Origin of the sequence: Agrobacterium vitis (assembly GCF_014926405.1) — a bacterium.
GTDB classification, from domain to species: Bacteria; Pseudomonadota; Alphaproteobacteria; order Rhizobiales; family Rhizobiaceae; genus Allorhizobium; species Allorhizobium vitis_H.
In genome coordinates this window covers 2,541,256-2,557,640 of record NZ_JACXXJ020000005.1, presented here as the reverse complement: position 1 = coordinate 2,557,640, position 16,385 = coordinate 2,541,256, and the positions used below count along the sequence as shown (strand labels likewise).

13 protein-coding genes are annotated in these 16,385 nt (G+C 58.9%); 7 read left to right on the top strand and 6 right to left on the bottom strand.

Annotated elements, in window-relative coordinates:
- The 4 genes from zwf to IEI95_RS23195 all read right to left on the bottom strand — a co-directional run bounded on the left by zwf (nucleotide 1) and on the right by IEI95_RS23195 (nucleotide 4,790).
- A complete protein-coding gene (zwf, locus tag IEI95_RS23210) occupies nucleotides 1-1,470 on the bottom strand; it encodes a glucose-6-phosphate dehydrogenase (RefSeq protein WP_156537633.1) in 1,470 nt (489 codons plus the stop codon).
- Between the two features lie 113 nt (nucleotides 1,471-1,583).
- Nucleotides 1,584-2,000, bottom strand: a complete 417-nt coding sequence (locus tag IEI95_RS23205) for a hypothetical protein (protein WP_156531444.1) — start codon at nucleotides 1,998-2,000, stop codon at nucleotides 1,584-1,586.
- Nucleotides 2,001-2,017: 17 nt separating this feature from the next.
- Entirely contained in the window at nucleotides 2,018-3,301 is a 1,284-nt protein-coding gene (locus tag IEI95_RS23200; protein ID WP_156537634.1) for an NAD(P)/FAD-dependent oxidoreductase, read from the bottom strand.
- A 70-nt stretch (nucleotides 3,302-3,371) separates the two neighbouring features.
- Entirely contained in the window at nucleotides 3,372-4,790 is a 1,419-nt protein-coding gene (locus tag IEI95_RS23195; protein ID WP_411909750.1) for a glutamine synthetase family protein, read from the bottom strand.
- A 147-nt stretch (nucleotides 4,791-4,937) separates the two neighbouring features.
- Here IEI95_RS23195 and IEI95_RS23190 point away from each other — a divergent pair, with 147 nt between their 5' ends.
- From IEI95_RS23190 to IEI95_RS23165, 6 genes are all read left to right on the top strand, one after another.
- Nucleotides 4,938-6,125, top strand: coding sequence for a BaiN/RdsA family NAD(P)/FAD-dependent oxidoreductase (locus IEI95_RS23190; protein WP_194417083.1), 1,188 nt, complete (start codon nucleotides 4,938-4,940; stop codon nucleotides 6,123-6,125).
- 223 nt (nucleotides 6,126-6,348) lie between these two features.
- Nucleotides 6,349-6,495, top strand: coding sequence for a hypothetical protein (locus IEI95_RS23185; protein ID WP_156531447.1), 147 nt, complete (start codon nucleotides 6,349-6,351; stop codon nucleotides 6,493-6,495).
- A 332-nt stretch (nucleotides 6,496-6,827) separates the two neighbouring features.
- Nucleotides 6,828-7,688 (top strand): LysR family transcriptional regulator, encoded by an 861-nt coding sequence (locus IEI95_RS23180; protein ID WP_156537636.1) that lies wholly within the window; start codon nucleotides 6,828-6,830, stop codon nucleotides 7,686-7,688.
- 256 nt (nucleotides 7,689-7,944) lie between these two features.
- Nucleotides 7,945-10,473, top strand: coding sequence for a methyl-accepting chemotaxis protein (locus tag IEI95_RS23175; protein WP_194417082.1), 2,529 nt, complete (start codon nucleotides 7,945-7,947; stop codon nucleotides 10,471-10,473).
- 342 nt (nucleotides 10,474-10,815) lie between these two features.
- The gene (locus tag IEI95_RS23170) at nucleotides 10,816-11,427 is read left to right on the top strand and encodes an HAD family hydrolase (RefSeq protein ID WP_156531449.1); all 612 of its coding nucleotides are present in this window, start codon (nucleotides 10,816-10,818) and stop codon (nucleotides 11,425-11,427) included.
- Nucleotides 11,428-11,789: 362 nt separating this feature from the next.
- Nucleotides 11,790-12,983, top strand: a complete 1,194-nt coding sequence (locus IEI95_RS23165; protein WP_070166361.1) for a TCR/Tet family MFS transporter — start codon at nucleotides 11,790-11,792, stop codon at nucleotides 12,981-12,983.
- A 40-nt stretch (nucleotides 12,984-13,023) separates the two neighbouring features.
- On the opposite strand, the gene IEI95_RS23160 is transcribed toward IEI95_RS23165, so the two are convergent.
- Both IEI95_RS23160 and aceA read right to left on the bottom strand, forming a co-directional pair.
- Nucleotides 13,024-13,284, bottom strand: a complete 261-nt coding sequence (locus IEI95_RS23160) for an SMc00767 family acetate metabolism repressor (protein WP_060719226.1) — start codon at nucleotides 13,282-13,284, stop codon at nucleotides 13,024-13,026.
- A 152-nt stretch (nucleotides 13,285-13,436) separates the two neighbouring features.
- Complete coding sequence (aceA, locus tag IEI95_RS23155; protein ID WP_194417081.1) at nucleotides 13,437-14,726, bottom strand: isocitrate lyase; 1,290 nt, start codon at nucleotides 14,724-14,726, stop codon at nucleotides 13,437-13,439.
- Nucleotides 14,727-14,974: 248 nt separating this feature from the next.
- On the opposite strand from aceA, the gene IEI95_RS23150 reads away from it, so the two are divergent.
- Nucleotides 14,975-16,384, top strand: coding sequence for an XRE family transcriptional regulator (locus tag IEI95_RS23150; RefSeq protein WP_194417080.1), 1,410 nt, complete (start codon nucleotides 14,975-14,977; stop codon nucleotides 16,382-16,384).
- Nucleotide 16,385 lies beyond the last annotated feature (1 nt).

The window sequence follows — 16,385 nt, the reverse complement described above, 5'->3', positions numbered from 1 at the left end:
TCAGTCATTCTCGTGCCAGGTGCGACCGTCACGCTCGATCAGCGCGATCGCCTGGCTTGGTCCCCAGGTGCCGGACGTATAGCCCTGCGCCCGTTGGCCGATTTCTTCCCAGCTCTTCAGGATCGGATCGACCCAGTTCCAGGCCGCTTCCACTTCGTCGCGGCGCATGAACAGCGTCTGGTTGGAGCGGATCACGTCCATCAGCAGCCGTTCATAGGCGTCCGGATTGCGCACGCCGAAGGATTCGGCAAAGCTCATATCCAGCGGCACATGGCGCAGGCGCATGCCGCCCGGGCCTGGGTCCTTGATCATCAACCATTGCTTGACGCCTTCGTCCGGTTGCAGGCGGATGACCAGCTGGTTGGCCTCGATGCGACCCACATCGCCAAAGATCGAATGGGGGATCGGCTTGAACTGGATGACGATTTCCGAAACCCGGCCTGCCAGCCGTTTGCCGGTGCGCAGATAGAACGGCACGCCCGCCCAGCGCCAATTGTTGATCTCGGCCTTGATGGCGACGAAGGTTTCCGTGTCGGATGTGTCGCCCAGCTCTTCCGTGTAACCCTTGACCGCACCGCCTGCCGAAGCCCCGGCCTTGTACTGGCCGCGAACGGTCATTTTTTCGACATTGGAGGCGTCGATTGGCTTCAGCGCTCGCAGCACTTTCAGCTTTTCGTCGCGCAGCGCCTCTGAGTTCATCGAGGACGGGGCTTCCATGGCCACCAAGCACAGCAATTGCAGGATATGGTTCTGCACCATGTCGCGCAACGCACCTGCCTTGTCGTAATAGGTGACGCGACCTTCAAGCCCGACGGATTCGGCCACGGTGATCTGCACATGGTCGATATGGGCGGAATTCCACAGTGGCTCATAGAGCGCATTGGCAAAGCGCAGCGCCATCAGGTTCTGCACGGTTTCCTTGCCGAGATAATGGTCGATGCGGAAGATCTGCTCTTCCTTGAAAACCTTGCCGATTGTGTCGTTCAGCGCCTGCGCCGAGGCGAGATCGCGGCCAATCGGCTTTTCCACCACGATGCGGGTGGATTTGGTGATCAGCTTGTGATCGCGGATCTTGTCGGCGATATCGCCGAAAATCGATGGGGAAACGGCCAGATAGAAGGCGCGCACGATATCCTTGCCGCTATCCAGCAGTTTTTTCAGCGTATCCCAGCCCTTGTCATCCTTGGCATCGACCGAGACATAATGCAGCCGGTCGAGAAAGCGCTTGACCTGGCTCTCTTCCAATTCATCCGGCTTCAGAAATTCCTTCAGGGCCTTATGAGCGAATTCGCGGTATTCCGCATCCGTCATCGGTGAGCGGGACGCCCCGATGATCCGGGTCGGCTCGGTGAGCTGGCCCGCCAACTGGCGGTGATAAAGGGCCGGCAGAAGCTTGCGCTCGGCAAGATCCCCGGTGCCGCCAAAGACGACGTAGTCAAAGGGTTCGACAGGAATAATCTGGCTGCTCATAAGGGCATCTCTCATTCATGGCCATCGGCTAGGCTGATGGCTCAGGTTATAATTCAATCGATTTAAAAAAGCCACACCCTGTGTGGTTAATTTCCTGATAGCGGGTCTGGCGCTTAGGATTGCCGAGGATCGTGAAGGATCCTTTTTGGATCGCTGTGTTGGTCGTGATCATGCGCTTTGCCTTCGCTTTGGCCGAAAAACAGCTTCGAGACCGATCCCAGAGCCCGTGCCAGGATACTGGTGCGGGTCACCGGGCTTTCATCAGGTGGCGGTGCGGGCTCCGGTTCTGGGTCGTCAGGTGCCCCTTCCGTTTCGGCCAGCAAATCGAACGCCATTTCTGCTTGTGATTGTGGCACGAGAATAGCCAATCCACCCAACCCCCTGGACAAGTGAACACCCCGATAGTTGCCTGGATTGCCGCGCTCGCCGACGATAATGCCATAGGCCTCCAGGTAAGAGCGCGTCACCAGAAATTCGTCTTCGCTATAGACTGTCGCAACGCAGACAGGGCGATCGAGACCCTCTTTCATACTTCTCTTCCTTGGCCTCAAAAACGGTCGCGTAGGGCATACCAGCTGAGCGCCAGGAACAGAAGCGGCGAGCGCAGCCGGGAGCCGCCCGGAAACGCGGGAACCTTCAACTCCTTCAACAGGTCCAACTCGCTGGTTTCTCCCAGAACCGATTTTGCAAACAGCGTACCGCAATAGTTTGACAACATCACGCCATGGCCGGAATAACCAGCGACGGACATCACCCCGGGCATGACCTCGCGGGCAAAGGGCTGGCGGTTCATGGTGATGCCGACCGAGCCGCCCCAGGCATGGGTCATTTCGATGCCATCAAGGGCCGGATAGATCTCGGTGATCTGGCGGCGGATATGGTCGGAAATGTCGCGCGGGCTGTCGGCGGTATAGGCTTCGCGTCCGCCAAACAGCAATTGTCCGTCGCGGGTCTTGCGGAAATAGCGCACCACGAACCGGCTGTCGGCGACCGCTTCCGATCCCGGCAGGATGTCCGGGAAATCCTTGAGCGGCACGGTTGCGCCGATGAAGGAGCGGATCGGCATGACATGGGACGCCGTGACCGGTTCCAGATTGCCGATATAAGCATTGGTGGCGATCAGCACATGGCGAGCGGTAATCGTACCCTTCGGCGTTTCGATCATCGTTTTGGCGCCGCTTTGGGCAATCGATGTGGCCTTGGTCATTTCGTGCAGGCGCGCTCCGGCGTTCTTTGCCACGTTCGCCAGCCCCACCAGCAATTTCAGCGGGTGAATATGGCCGGTGCCGATATCGCGGATACCGCAGTAATAGGCGGAAGAGCCCAGCCGCGCCGCCGTTTCCTCACGGTCCATAAAATGCATATGCGGATAATCGAACCGGGTCGCGGCAATCTCGACGCTTTTGCGATACTCCTTGTCCTTGCCGCGCTTGTGCTCGACATTCAGCTGGCCGGGCATGAATTCCATGTCGATCTGGTGTTCGCGAGCAAAGTCGAGAATATAGGCCTTGGCGTGCTCCGCCATATCGAACAGCGCCTTGGCGCGCTCAAAACCAAATTCGGCTTCAAGCTCCTCCGGCCAGGCCCGCTGGCCGGTGCCGAACTGGCCGCCATTGCGCCCCGACCCGCCATCACCGAACCGCCCGCCTTCAATCAGCACCACGCTGACCCCGGCGCGTGCCAGCGTATAAGCCGCCTGCAAGCCGGTATAGCCGCCGCCGACAATGGCGACATCTGTCGTGGTCGAGCCATCCAGCGGTTCGTATTCAGGGCGTTCGCCCACGGTGGCTTGATACCAGGAAAGGCCGGGTGCAATCGGGCTTTGCCACATGCGAAGCTCCTTTTTGAGTGCTGCAAGGCGACCCGCCTGGGACAAGCGGGCGCCATGACAGCTGTATGGATCAGACGTTCAGCAGCAGGAATTCACGCTCCCAGGGGCTGATCACCTGCATGAAGGTCTCGAATTCGCCGCGCTTGACGCCCGCATAGATATCGATGAAGGCGCGGCCGAACACGGTTTCGAAATCCGGCTCGCTTTCCAAGAGGGCGACGGCTTCCAGCAGGCCGCGTGGCAGCTCAATCGAGCCTTCATTGGCGGTATCTGCCGTCGGCGCGGTCGGCTCGATCGCCTTGCAGATGCCGAGATAGCCGCAGCCGAGCGAGGCGGCCAGCGCCAGATAAGGATTGGAGTCCGAGCTTGGCAGCCGGTTTTCCACCCGTCGCGCCGCCGCATCGGAAATCGGCACCCGGAAGGCCGTGGTGCGATTGTCATAACCCCAGGCGTTGTTGACCGGGCAGGCCATGTCGGGTGTCAGGCGGCGATAGGAATTGACATAGGGCGCCATCATGACGAGCGAATTCGGCACATATTTCTGCATGCCGCCGATGAAGTGGAAGAATTCTGATGATGGCGAACCATCGGCCTTGGAAAAGATATTGCGGCCAGTTTCGATATCGACCACCGACTGGTGGATATGCATGGCCGAGCCTGGCTGGCCCTGCATCGGTTTTGCCATGAAGGTCGCGAAGATCCCGTGTTTCAGCGCCGCTTCACGAATGGTGCGCTTGAACAGGAAGACCTGGTCGGCCAGCTCAATCGGATCGCCGTGCCGCAGGTTGATTTCCAGCTGCGCCGGGCCTTCCTCATGAATCAGCGTGTCGATTTCCAGGCCCTGCTTGGCCGAGAAGTGATAGATATCGTCGATCAACTCGTCGAATTCGTTGATCCCGGCGATGGAATAGCCCTGGCCGCCGATGATCGACCGGCCCGACCGGCCTTTCGGCGGATGCAGCGGGTAATCCGGGTCCTCGTTCTTGGCGACCAGATAGAATTCGATTTCCGGGGCGACGACCGCCTTCCAGCCCTTTTTCTCGTAGAGGCTGAGGACGTTTTTAAGCACGTTGCGCGGCGTATAGCTGACATCCTCGCCTTCGGTGCCGACGATATCGCAGATCACCTGCGCGGTCGGATCGGTCTCCCAGGGCACGACCGACAGCGTTGAGAGATCCGGCAATAGCTTGATGTCGCTATCGCGGCTATCATAGCGGAAATTGCCGGTTTCATCGGGATATTCGCCTGAAATCGTGTGGCGATACAGCGCTGACGGCAGGGCGAGCGAGGTATTGCTGGTGAATTTCGAGCTCGGCATCATCTTGCCGCGCGGCACACCGGCCAGATCCGGCGTGATGCATTCGATATCCTCGATACCGCGGGAGCGCAGCCAGGAGGCCGCTTCTTTCCAGGTCTTGACCCCGCGCGTCGGGCTGATATCTGGGGGGATGCCTGCTTTTTTGGACGCTGCGCCCTTGGGTCTGAGCATTGTCTTTTTTGCAGGCATGTCTCACCGGATCTGTGTTGATAATGAATGCCATCATATCCGCCTCGCTGGAATTGGCGAGGGTGAATATGCAATTGACATCGCTTTGCCGATCGAAAACACAACAGACATGGCGATGATGACGAGGACATGACATTGGAAAAACGGGTGGATGTGGTGGTGATCGGGGCAGGGGCCGCCGGCATGATGGCGGCGATCCGGGCTGGCCAGCGGGGCCGGTCTGTGGCCGTGCTTGATCACGCCAAGGCGCCGGGCGAAAAGATCCGCATTTCCGGCGGCGGGCGCTGCAATTTCACCAATATTCATGCCGGACCAAAGAACTATATCAGCGCCAATCCGCATTTTGCCAAATCGGCGCTGGCCCGGTTCACGCCCGCCGATTTCATCGCCATGGTCGAGGGCCACCGGATCGCCTGGCATGAAAAGACGCTTGGGCAATTGTTCTGCGATGACAGCGCCAAGGATATTATCCGCATGCTGCTGGAAGAGATGCGCGCCGCCGGTGCAAGGCTGCATATGCAGACCGACATCCGGGCTGTCGAGAAGACGCTGGACGGTTTCCGCGTCGAAACTTCTGAAGGCACTATGACCTGTCAGTCGCTGATCATCGCCACCGGCGGTAAATCCATCCCGAAAATGGGCGCGACCGGCTTTGCCTATCGCCTTGCCGAACAGTTCGGCGTTGGCCTGGTCGAGACCCGCCCGGCGCTGGTGCCGCTGACGCTGGAACCGGGACTGCTGGAGGAACTGGCGCCACTGTCCGGCATGGCCGTCGATGCCCTGGTTCGTCATGGCAAGACCGAATTTCGTGAAGCGCTGCTGTTTACCCATCGCGGCCTAAGCGGCCCGGCCATCCTGCAAATCTCCTCCTATTGGCGCGAGGGCGACGCAATCACCCTCTCTCTGCAACCGGAACTGGACTTTCTGGATCTGCTCAAAACCGCCCGGCGCGACAATGGCCGTCAGGCGGTGCAGACGGTTTTGGGCCAATATCTGCCGAAGCGGCTGGCGCAATACTGGACCGAGCGCCACGGTCTGGAAAAACCGCTGGCCGACCTGTCCGACAAGGTGTTGGCGGGCATTGCTGATGCCTTGCGCAACTGGCAGATCAAACCGGCGGGATCGGAAGGCTATCGCACCGCCGAAGTAACCCTGGGTGGGGTCGACACCCAGGCGCTGGACTCCAAGACCATGCAGGTCAAGGCGGTGCCGGGTCTCTATTTTATTGGCGAGGCCGTGGACGTCACGGGATGGCTGGGCGGCTATAATTTCCAGTGGGCCTGGGCGTCTGGCCATGCGGCAGGCCTTGCTGCATAGTCATTTCCTTCCAAGCGCGACGATACGATTTGTTTACCGCAATTGTGTCCGGCATGGGCAAGTCTTGCTTCATGCCGCATTCCCGCCACCATCTTTCAATAGTTGTTAATATACCTCAGTCATCGTGATCTTCCGCCTCGTTGTTTTGCTGTTTTTCGGGACGGGTTAGGGTTACGATCAAGGTCGGGGTGATTCCCCGCTTAACTTTTGGAAAGTGCTGCCAATGAACAGACCCATCCGGAAGGCCCGCGCCATCGCTATTACCAAGGCGCGTGACGATCAGAACAAGCTTATCCTTCGCAGCGCGGGTCTCGGCCTGATGGCCTGCTTCATGGTCTATGGCCTGATGCTGATCGGCGTTATCGGCTGATCAGACCTTGGCGCCTGCGGCAAAGCGGCGACTGTCGCTTCCGCCTGCGCATCCATGTCTTCCTTCGCACACCTGCGGCGCTTTCGCATGTCGAAAACTCTGGAAACGATCCTTCTTAGGCGCGGCCAGGATGGCTCACTGTAAAACGTGTAAAACGCATCCTCTTGCTGGGCTGGCGTCAATGCATGGCGGTTGATCGCCTCCCGTCGTATGGTCTCCTGAAAGGCAAGCAATCCGATAAAGTCCATGACCGTCATCTCCAGTGTTCTGGAGAAGGCTAGCGTTTCATGGATGATGGATATATCGCCGAGTTTGCGCTATATCATTCACCCATGAAAAATCTGCCCTGGGATACCTACCAGCTCTTCATTGATGTGGCGCGAAACGGCGGGCTGACCGGGGCTGTCCAGTCCACCGGCCTCAGTGCTGCCACCCTTGGCCGGCGGATGGTGGAGCTGGAGCAAAAGCTGGGCCGGATTCTGTTTCATCGCGCCCAGACGGGGTATACGCTGACGGTGGATGGCCGTGCCCTGCTCGATCACCTGAAATCCTTTGAGGCGGCGGAGCGCGGCATTGATCTCTGGCGCCAGCAGACGTCGCAGCCAGCACTGGTGCGGGTGACAGCGGGAACATGGATTTCCTGGCTGATCGCCCAGAACCTGCCGAAGCTGTGCCGGAGCAATGATCGCTTTCGGCTCGATTTGCATATTACCGAAGAGCGCGCTGCCCTTGCGCATCGCGAAACCGATATCGGTATCCGGGCTTTCGAGCCACAGGAGAGCAATCTTGCCAGGGTCCCGCTCGGCGAGGTTGCCTACGCGGCCTATCGCCATCGCCTTGCCGACGAACTGGAAGGGCAGCCCTGGATCGCGGTTGCGCAGGAGGCGGCAATCTCGGCCTATTTGAAGTGGCCGCATCAGCATAAGGCCGAACAGATCCTGATCACCGTCAACCGTCCGCGCTCCCTCAAGGATATGGCAGTCTCTGGCATGGGCCTTGCGGTCCTGCCGTGTTTTGTCGGTGATAGCCATCCGCAGCTTCAGCGGGTCGGTGATGAGATTACCGAATTGCGGCATCGGCAATGGCTGGTCACCAATAATGACGACCGGCACAGAAGCGAGATCCGCGATTGCGCCGGGCGTTTGGTGACCCTGATGAGAGACTTCTCTGATGCTTTCGCCGGTCGGCGATAGAGGGCAAACCACATGCTTCGAATAAACGCATAGGGATTTCGGGGCAAAAAAGCAACTTAAGGTTTATTTTTTTGTGCCGAAAATAGAATATTACACGGAGTCCGTTGCTTTTTAGAACGAAGTGATCGTGCATAACTATAAGTCGAAATAGAATATTCAGAATTTCTTCAGACCCCCATGCAAGAAAAGAAAGGCGGCAATTATATTCGTTTATTCGAATTAATTAATTTCGCCCTTTGTTTTCGGGGGTTTGGCTATGCTATTTGATCGTCTACTTTCTCGGTGCAAGATTCAGACCAAAGTTCTGGTCTTCATCGTTCCGTTTGTTCTCAGTATTTCGGCCGTTGGTCTGACCGGCTACTACGCATCGCGTATCCTGCAAGGGCAGATGGAAGTCACCAATAGTGTGGTCAACACGCTGAGTGGTTTCAAGAATGTCTATGCGGCGATGACGGCTTTCCTGCAAAAGACCACGGATGCATCGAAAACGGCGCTGGATCAGGAGCTGGATGCACAGTTGACCAGTTTGAAGGCCATGCGCACCTCGCTTGACGGTCTGGGCGGAGCAGCCCAGGTCGATGCGGCGATTGCCGGAACGGAATCGATTGCCGGCCAGGTCAAGCGCCTGTGGGATCTGGATCATGGCGCGGCGGATCTGCGTGCAGCCCTGGAGGCCGATACCCAGCAATTGTCCAGCCAGCAGAGCGATCTGCTCACCTATTCCACCCATGTCCGCGAGGCGCTGGCCAAGGATGAAGGCCAGGCCAAGACCATGCTGCGCGATTCCGACCGGTTGACGCGCGGCGCCAACCTGATTGCCGATCTCGTCACCGATTTCAACAGCGCCACCGCCCCGGAGGCGAAGATGGAGCTGGTCAAGACGCGGATGCCGGAGCTGAAAAAGGCCGTTGCCGATATTGCCGCCGCGCTGCCAGCGGAACAGGCCGTGCTTGGCACATCGCTGACCGACAATATTCAGCAGTTGGCCGCCCAGATCGAGATCGGTGTGATCAATGACACGACAGTCAGTGCGACTGAACAGGCGATCAACCTGATGCGTCCGGTTTCCATCCGCTTGCAGGGCGCGTCTACTCTCAAATCCCGGCAGGCGACGGCAGTGTTTGGTACCCTTGATCAGCCGATTGCCGAAGCGACCGCTTTGCTCACTGCCACACGTCAGCTGGTGGATATCAGCAATGGGGTTGAACTGCGCAGTTCACGCTTCATGGCGGCAGCATCGGCGGATGGCCTGCAAAAATTGCAGGCGTCGCTCGGCACCCTGAAACGCCGTGCCGCAGCCATGGCCAAGGACCCCAATGTTAGCGCCGACATCAAAGCAAAGCTGTCGCAGATCGCCCCATTGACCGACGCCATGGCCGATAAGGCGACTCGGCTGGTGGCCATGGATGGCCAGAAAACCGCCGCCTTCCTGGCCGCTGCCCGCGATATCGACACCATCTGGTCGCAGCTCAGCGATTTTGCCGCCTCCCAGCGTCAAGTGGCCGATGAACAGAGTGCCTCTGCCGATACCATGTCGGCGCTGGCTCTGCTGGCTGGCGTCGTTATCGCCATTGTCGCTGGTATCGGCCTGATCGCCACCTTCAAGGGGCCGATCAATCAGATCACCGCTGCCATGCGGCGTCTGGCATCCGGTGATCTCGAGATCGATATTACTGGCGGCACGCGCCCTGATGAGATCGGCGATATGGCCCGCGCGCTTGGCGTGTTCAAGGACAATGCCGAAGCAAAGATCCGCGCCGAGACCGAGGGTGCGCGGGTTCGCGCTGAAAGCGAGGCCGAGCGCGCCCGCAATGATGCTGAAAAGCAGCAGGCTGACCAGGACGTGCAATTTGCGGTGACGGAACTGGCCGCCGGGCTGGAACGCCTCGCCAATGGCGATGTCTCCGCCACGCTGGACCATCCCTTTGCCGGGCGCATGGAACAGTTGCGCAGCGACTTCAACCGCTCGCTGACCCGGCTGAAGGAAACCATCGGCCTGATCCAGGGCAATGTCACGGCCATTCAGGGCAATGTGCAGCAAATGGCCCATTCCACCGACGACCTGTCGCGCCGCACGGAAACCCAGGCTGCCTCGCTGGAAGAAACCGCCGCCGCGGTCAACGAAGTCACCTCCAATGTCCGCCAGGCCGCCCACAGGGCGCGTGAGGTCAATGATATCGTTGGCGAAACCCGAGGGAATGCCGAGAAATCGGCTGTCGTGGTCGGCAATGCCGTCTCTGCCATGGGCCGGATCGAGGATGCCTCAAAGAAGATCGAGCAGATCATCAGCGTCATCGAGGAAATCGCCTTCCAGACCAATCTGTTGGCGCTGAATGCCGGTGTCGAGGCGGCCCGTGCGGGTGAGGCGGGCAAGGGCTTTGCCGTCGTCGCCCAGGAAGTGCGCGAACTCGCCCAACGCTCTGGCCGCGCCGCAAAAGATATCAAGACGCTGATCAACACCTCCACCGAAGAGGTCAATGCCGGAGCAAGACTGGTGCAGGAAACCGGTGCTGCTCTCACCGTCATCAGCCAGCAGATCGCCACGATCAGCACCCATGTCGAAGGCATAGCCGCCGCCAGCCGCGACCAATCCGCAGCCCTTGGCGAAGTGAATGGCGCCGTCGGCCAGATGGACAGCCTGACCCAGCAAAACGCCGCCATGGTCGAAGAAACCTCCGCCGCCAGCCGCCAACTGGCCGACGAGGCGGATCAGCTGGTGGGGCTGCTGCAACAGTTCAAGCTGGAAAGCGGTGTTCAGGCTGGTCGGTGGGACCGGGCTGCTTGATGGATATGGTATAAGGTGACGGACGCCCGGTTGAGAGACCGGGCGTTTTTTTAAGCGTTTGATATAAAATGATAAGCGGCATATCTGAGAGCAAGAGCCGCCAACATTTACGATCGCCGTTTGTTTATGGCTTCGCCCCCTCATCCTCCTGCCGGGACCTTCTCCCCGATGGGGAGAAGAGGGAAGGAGCCGCAGCGCCTGTTGTTTCCGCGCCCCAGCGGGGAGAGGTCGGCCGAGTTTCGCTTCCGGTTGATTGAAGCATGCGTTCATGACAAAATCTTTGTCTGAAAATTAGCGTGTGGCGTGAGTAATGCCGGGAGGCGTAATATTAGTAGTATACGATTGGCTGCATTTGATGTGGACGGAACACTGCTGCGAGGCGAAAACATCTGCGGTTGTATTGGCAGGCATATCGGGCGCTCAACGGAGATGGATGCCTTCGAGCTGCTTCGATCTCGCGAGGACATGACGACGGGACGGGAGGCTATGGTCGAATGGTACCTTCCTTTCAGTAAGGCTCAATTGATCGAACATCTGGTAGACCTTCGTCTTGCTCCAGGCGTCAAACAAGGTTTCGACCGGCTGAAGGCCGCAGGGGTAAAGATTGCCCTTGTCTCTATAACTTGGCAATTCGCGGTAGAATGGCTCGCCGCTGAGCTGGGTGCCGACTATGCAATCGGTACGGGCTGGCGGGAGGATAATACGCTCAGCCATTTCTGGCCGGAAGATAAGGCCGTTTATCTGAACTCTCTACTCGCCGAACTTAAATTAGAGCCGGGGGCTTTGGCAGCGGTTGGCGATTCGCATGGTGATATTCCAATGCTTAACTTCGCCTCTCGAAGCTATTTTGTTGGTAAAGCCCCGCCACATGAACTGCTCCATGCTGAGCACTGGCCTGACGCAAATATCGACGAAATAGTCTTGGACATGCTCTCTCGGGTTGAAGTCCTATGACCGCAATGTGCCAAAAGCGGACGAGACCTGACACATGCTCGAAGCTTATCTCCCCTTGCAAAGTCCCTCCAGTATAAATAGCGCACTATAGCGCAAAGCGATCGCCTTTCATTATCCGCCGGATAACGAAAAATCCCAAGAAAATAAGTTTTCTGAGCGGTCAAGTACCGGTCGATAATCTGCTTTAAAGGAAAGGGGAAATCAGCCTTTCTCAACAAGAGACATACATGAATTTTATAAGGCAAGCCGCCAGCCGCCGACGTCTTCTCTGACCATTGACCCACCCACTCTCCGTTTGCACGCATTTCCGATCACAAAACCGAATCGCACTTCGTCGAAAATCCGTGTAACCGGAATGCGCTATGAACAAAGCTCTCGTCGTCATCTTCGCCACCGTCGCCCTCGATGCGGTTGGGTTTGGCCTTATCTTTCCCATTCTGCCGGCTTTGTTGCGGGAGGTGACGCATATTCAGAATGTGGCGCCCTATATCGGCATGTTGGTGGCGCTTCATGCGGTCATTCAGTTTATCTTTGCACCGATCCTGGGATCGCTCAGTGATCGGCTCGGTCGCCGACCGATCCTGTTGATTTCGCTGGCGGGGGCGGCGGTCAATTATCTGTTTCTCGCCTTTGCCGACAATCTCTGGCTGCTGCTGCTAGGTCGCGCAATTACCGGGTTGACCAGCGCCAATATGTCGGTGGCGACGGCCTATGTAACGGATATTTCGCGGGAGGATCAGCGGGCGCGGCGCTTTGGTCTGTTTAATGCGATGTTTGGCCTGGGCTTTATCTTCGGCCCGATTATCGGCGGGGCGCTGGGGGATTATTGGCTGCGGCTGCCCTTCATTGCCGCTGCCGTGCTGAATGGCGGCAATCTGCTGCTGGCGTTTTTCGTCCTGCCGGAGTCCCGCATCCCGACGCGGGAGAAACTCGATCTGGCGGCCATCAACCCGCTGCGGCCTTTGCGCTGGGCGTTTTCGCTGAAAAACCTGCTGCCGATGGTCATCCTGTTTTTCCTCTTCAGCCTGACCGGCGAGGCCTATGCCACCTGCTGGGCGCTGTGGGGCGGCGATGCGTTTCAGTGGAGCGGGCTGTGGATCGGCCTGTCACTCGGCGCGTTCGGCATCTGTCAGGCGCTTGCCCAGACCTTTCTTCCCGGTCCGGCGGTCAAGCTGTTTGGCGAGCGGGTCGCCATTTTGATCGGCGTTTCCAGTGCCTGCTTTTCGCTGGCCGTCATTGCCTTTGCAACGGAAAGCTGGATGGTGTTTGCGATCATGCCGGTTTTTTCTCTCAGCGGCATTGGGGTTCCGGCGCTGCAATCGCTCGCAACCGCCCAGGTCGATGCGGACAAGCAAGGCCAATTTCAGGGCGTGCTCGCCTCTGCCCTCAGCCTCGCCGCCATTATCGGTCCCCTGGCGTTTTCAAGTGTTTACTTCCTCATCCGGGATTATTGGCCGGGGGGCATCTGGATGTCGGTCATCGCCGTTTACGCCATCAGCGTCCCCCTGGTTCTGGGCCTGCGCCTCAAGACTAAAACCAGCGGAAAAGCAGTTTAGCCCGACCTCCCAGCCGGGCTAAACTGCTTGTCACTTCCTATCAGGCGGCCTTGATGCCCTGAGCCGCAATGCCTTGCGTAACCACGACCGGGATCAGCAGGTCGCCCCAGTTTCCATCGCCACCATGGTGGCGGGCAGAGCGGACCAGCTCGACGGAAACCCCGGCCTCCACGGCTTTCATGACGGAATGGTTCAGCCGGTGCAGATCATTGGCCAGCATCCGAATCAGCGCCTGCTGGTCGGCATTCATGGCGGTTGCCTGTTCTTCGGCACGTTCTTTAACGCGGGTCTGGGGTGTCATGGCATTGCTCCTCTTATGTCTGGGGTTTTTGAAAGGCCTGGAGGTTTTTATGAGTTTGCCCCGCCCGAGACCGGGAGGGAATTGCGATAAAGGCAGCCGTCAGTTTTCGACTGGCCAGGGCGGTGGATATCAGCAGGACAACGGCCCAGAACTCATTCAGCAGCAGGGCGGAACTGGTCATGTTCGGTCGACTCCTTCATGGCCGTGGTTGAAGACGTGCCGCCGGAAATCGCCATGGAAACCGCATCGAAATAGCCGGTGCCGACTTCGCGTTGATGCTTGGTGGCGGTGTAGCCGTTGGCTTCTGCGGCAAATTCGGCCTGTTGCAGCTCTGAATAGGCGGCCATCTGCCGGTCCTTGTAGCCGCGCGCCAGTTCAAACATGCCGTAGTTCAGCTGATGGAAGCCCGCCAGGGTGATGAACTGGAACTTGTAGCCCATGGAGCCCAGTTCCTTCTGGTACTTGGCAATCGTTGCGTCATCGAGGTTCTTCTTCCAGTTGAACGATGGCGAGCAATTATAGGCCAGCTTCTTGCCCGGATGCACTTTATGCACGGCCTCCGCGAATTTGCGGGCCTGTTCCAGATCCGGCTTGGAGGTCTCCATCCAGATCAGGTCGCAATAGGGCGCATAGGAAATGGCGCGGGCAATGCAGGGCTCGATGCCGTTTCGTACCTGGTAAAAGCCTTCGGCAGTGCGACCCGCATCATAGTCCACAAAAGGCTGGTCGCGCTCATCGATATCAGAGGTCAACAGCTTGGCGGCCTCGGCATCGGTGCGGGCAATGATCAGCGTTGGTGTGCCCATCACGTCAGCGGCAAGCCGGGCGGCGGTCAGGTTGCGGATATGGGCAGCGGTCGGGATCAGCACCTTGCCGCCCAGATGGCCGCATTTCTTCTCCGACGCCAACTGGTCTTCGTAATGCACGCCCGCCGCACCCGCCTCAATGAAGGCTTTCATGATCTCGAAAGCGTTGAGCGGCCCGCCAAAACCAGCTTCCGCATCGGCAACAATCGGTGCAAACCAGGTTTCGACGGACAGGCCCTTGCCTTCCTGGGTTTCGATCTGGTCGGCCCGTTGCAGGGTCTTGTTGATCCGCTTGGCCAGTTCCGGGGCCGCATTGGCGGGGTAGAGCGACTGATCGGGATACATGGAGGACGCGGTATTGGCGTCCGCCGCCACCTGCCAGCCGGAAAGGTAGATCGCCTTCAACCCGGCGCGGACCATCTGCATGGCCTGATTGCCCGATAGCGCCCCCAGCGCATTGACGAAATCCTCCTGGCCGATCAGCTGCCACAACCGGTTCGCCCCCATTTCTGCCAGCGAATAGCGGATCTCGACGGAGCCACGCAGCCGCTTGACATCCTCTGCCGAATAGGTCCGCTCAACGCCATCGAAACGGCCCTGCGGTGCGGAGGGAACGAGTTTGTAAAAATCAGTCATGGCAGTCTCCTCTTGTCGTTTTCATGCAGGAATATCGCGCTCCTCTTGCTGCTTTCCTGCTGATCTGATGTGACTTGTTTTACAATGCGCCGCAAAAAATCCCAAGAAAAAACGATAAAACAACGGCTTGAAAGAGGTTAGGATGTCTTGTTGTTTACAAAAGAGCGATGTAATATTGTAAAAATTGTAAATTATCGACTTGATGCGTCGAGGCGTAAATTTTGTAAATTCCTGTCGGAGGGGCTGACATGACCGACCACAAGATCTTTGCCGGACCGCGGGTGCGGAGGGTGCGCAACGGCCTGGGCCTGACCCAGACGGCGATGGCCGAGGCGCTGGGCATTTCGCCGTCCTACCTCAATTTGATCGAGCGCAACCAGCGACCGCTGACCGTGCAATTGCTGCTGAAACTGGCCTCGGTCTACAAGGTTGATCTGGAGGAATTGCAGGGCGATGCGGGCGGCGGCTCGGTGCCGCTGCGCGAAGTGTTTGCCGATCCGCTGCTGGCGGGCGAAATTCCCGGCGATCAGGAATTGATTGAATTTGCCGAGGCGGCCCCCAATGCCGCCAGCGGCGTGGTCAAGCTTTACCGGGCCTACCGGGAACAGGCCAAGCGCCTGTCCGACCTTGCCGAATTGCTGGCCCGCGAGGGGCATGAAACGGCACTGGCCGGGGCGCGTCTACCGATGGATGAAGTGCGCGACGTGCTGGAGCGCCGCAGCCTGCATTTTCCCCTGATCGAGGCGGCAGCGGAAGCCTTTCATGCGTCGCTCGATCCGGGAGACGGGCTGGAGGCGGCGCTGAAAACCTGGCTGCGCACCCAACACGGCATCGTCGTGCGGGCGCTGCCTGTGCATGTCATGCCGCATCTCGGGCGGCGCTACGACCGCCATTCCATGCGGCTGTTCCTGTCGGAACGGCTGTCGCCCTTTGACCAGTTGCGGGAAATGGCCATGGAAGCCTGTCTTCTTGTCATGGGCGAGGAGATCCGCGCCGAGCTGGAAACCCTGGCTCTGACCTCAAACGAAGCACGCCGCATTGCCCGGTTTGAACTGGCGCGCTACGCAGCGCTGGCGCTGATCATGCCCTACGGCGCTTTTCTGGCAGCGGCGCAGCGGGCGCGTTATGACGTGGACGTGCTGCGCGCCCGGTTTCGGGTGTCGTTCGAGCAGGCAGCCTCGCGGCTGGTCACATTGCAACGGACGGGCGCTGCGGGCATCGGCTTTTTCATGATGGAGATCGATCATGCCGGCAATATCATCCGCCGGGCTGGCGGGCAGGGTTTTCCGCGCGCCACGTTCGGCGGCCAATGTCCGAAGCTGAACATTCATGCGGCCTTTTCAGAGCCCGGACAGGTTCTGGTTGAGCCGGTTATTGCCCCGGATGGCGCCGGTTTTCTCACGGTGTCGCGCACGTTGGAAGGGCCACAGGCGGGCTTTCAGCAGCGGGTCCGCCGCACCGCCTTGCTGATCGGCTGCGATCTCGCTCAGGCGCAGGACACCGTTTATGGCGAGGCGCGGATGGCGCCAGTGGAGATCGGCCAGGCCTGCCGGATCTGCGAGCGGCAGGCCTGTCTTTCCAGGGCCGAGCCGCCAATGACACGGCCACTCGGATTGGACGAAATGACGGCGGGATTAAGCGCCTTCGATTTCCAGTGAC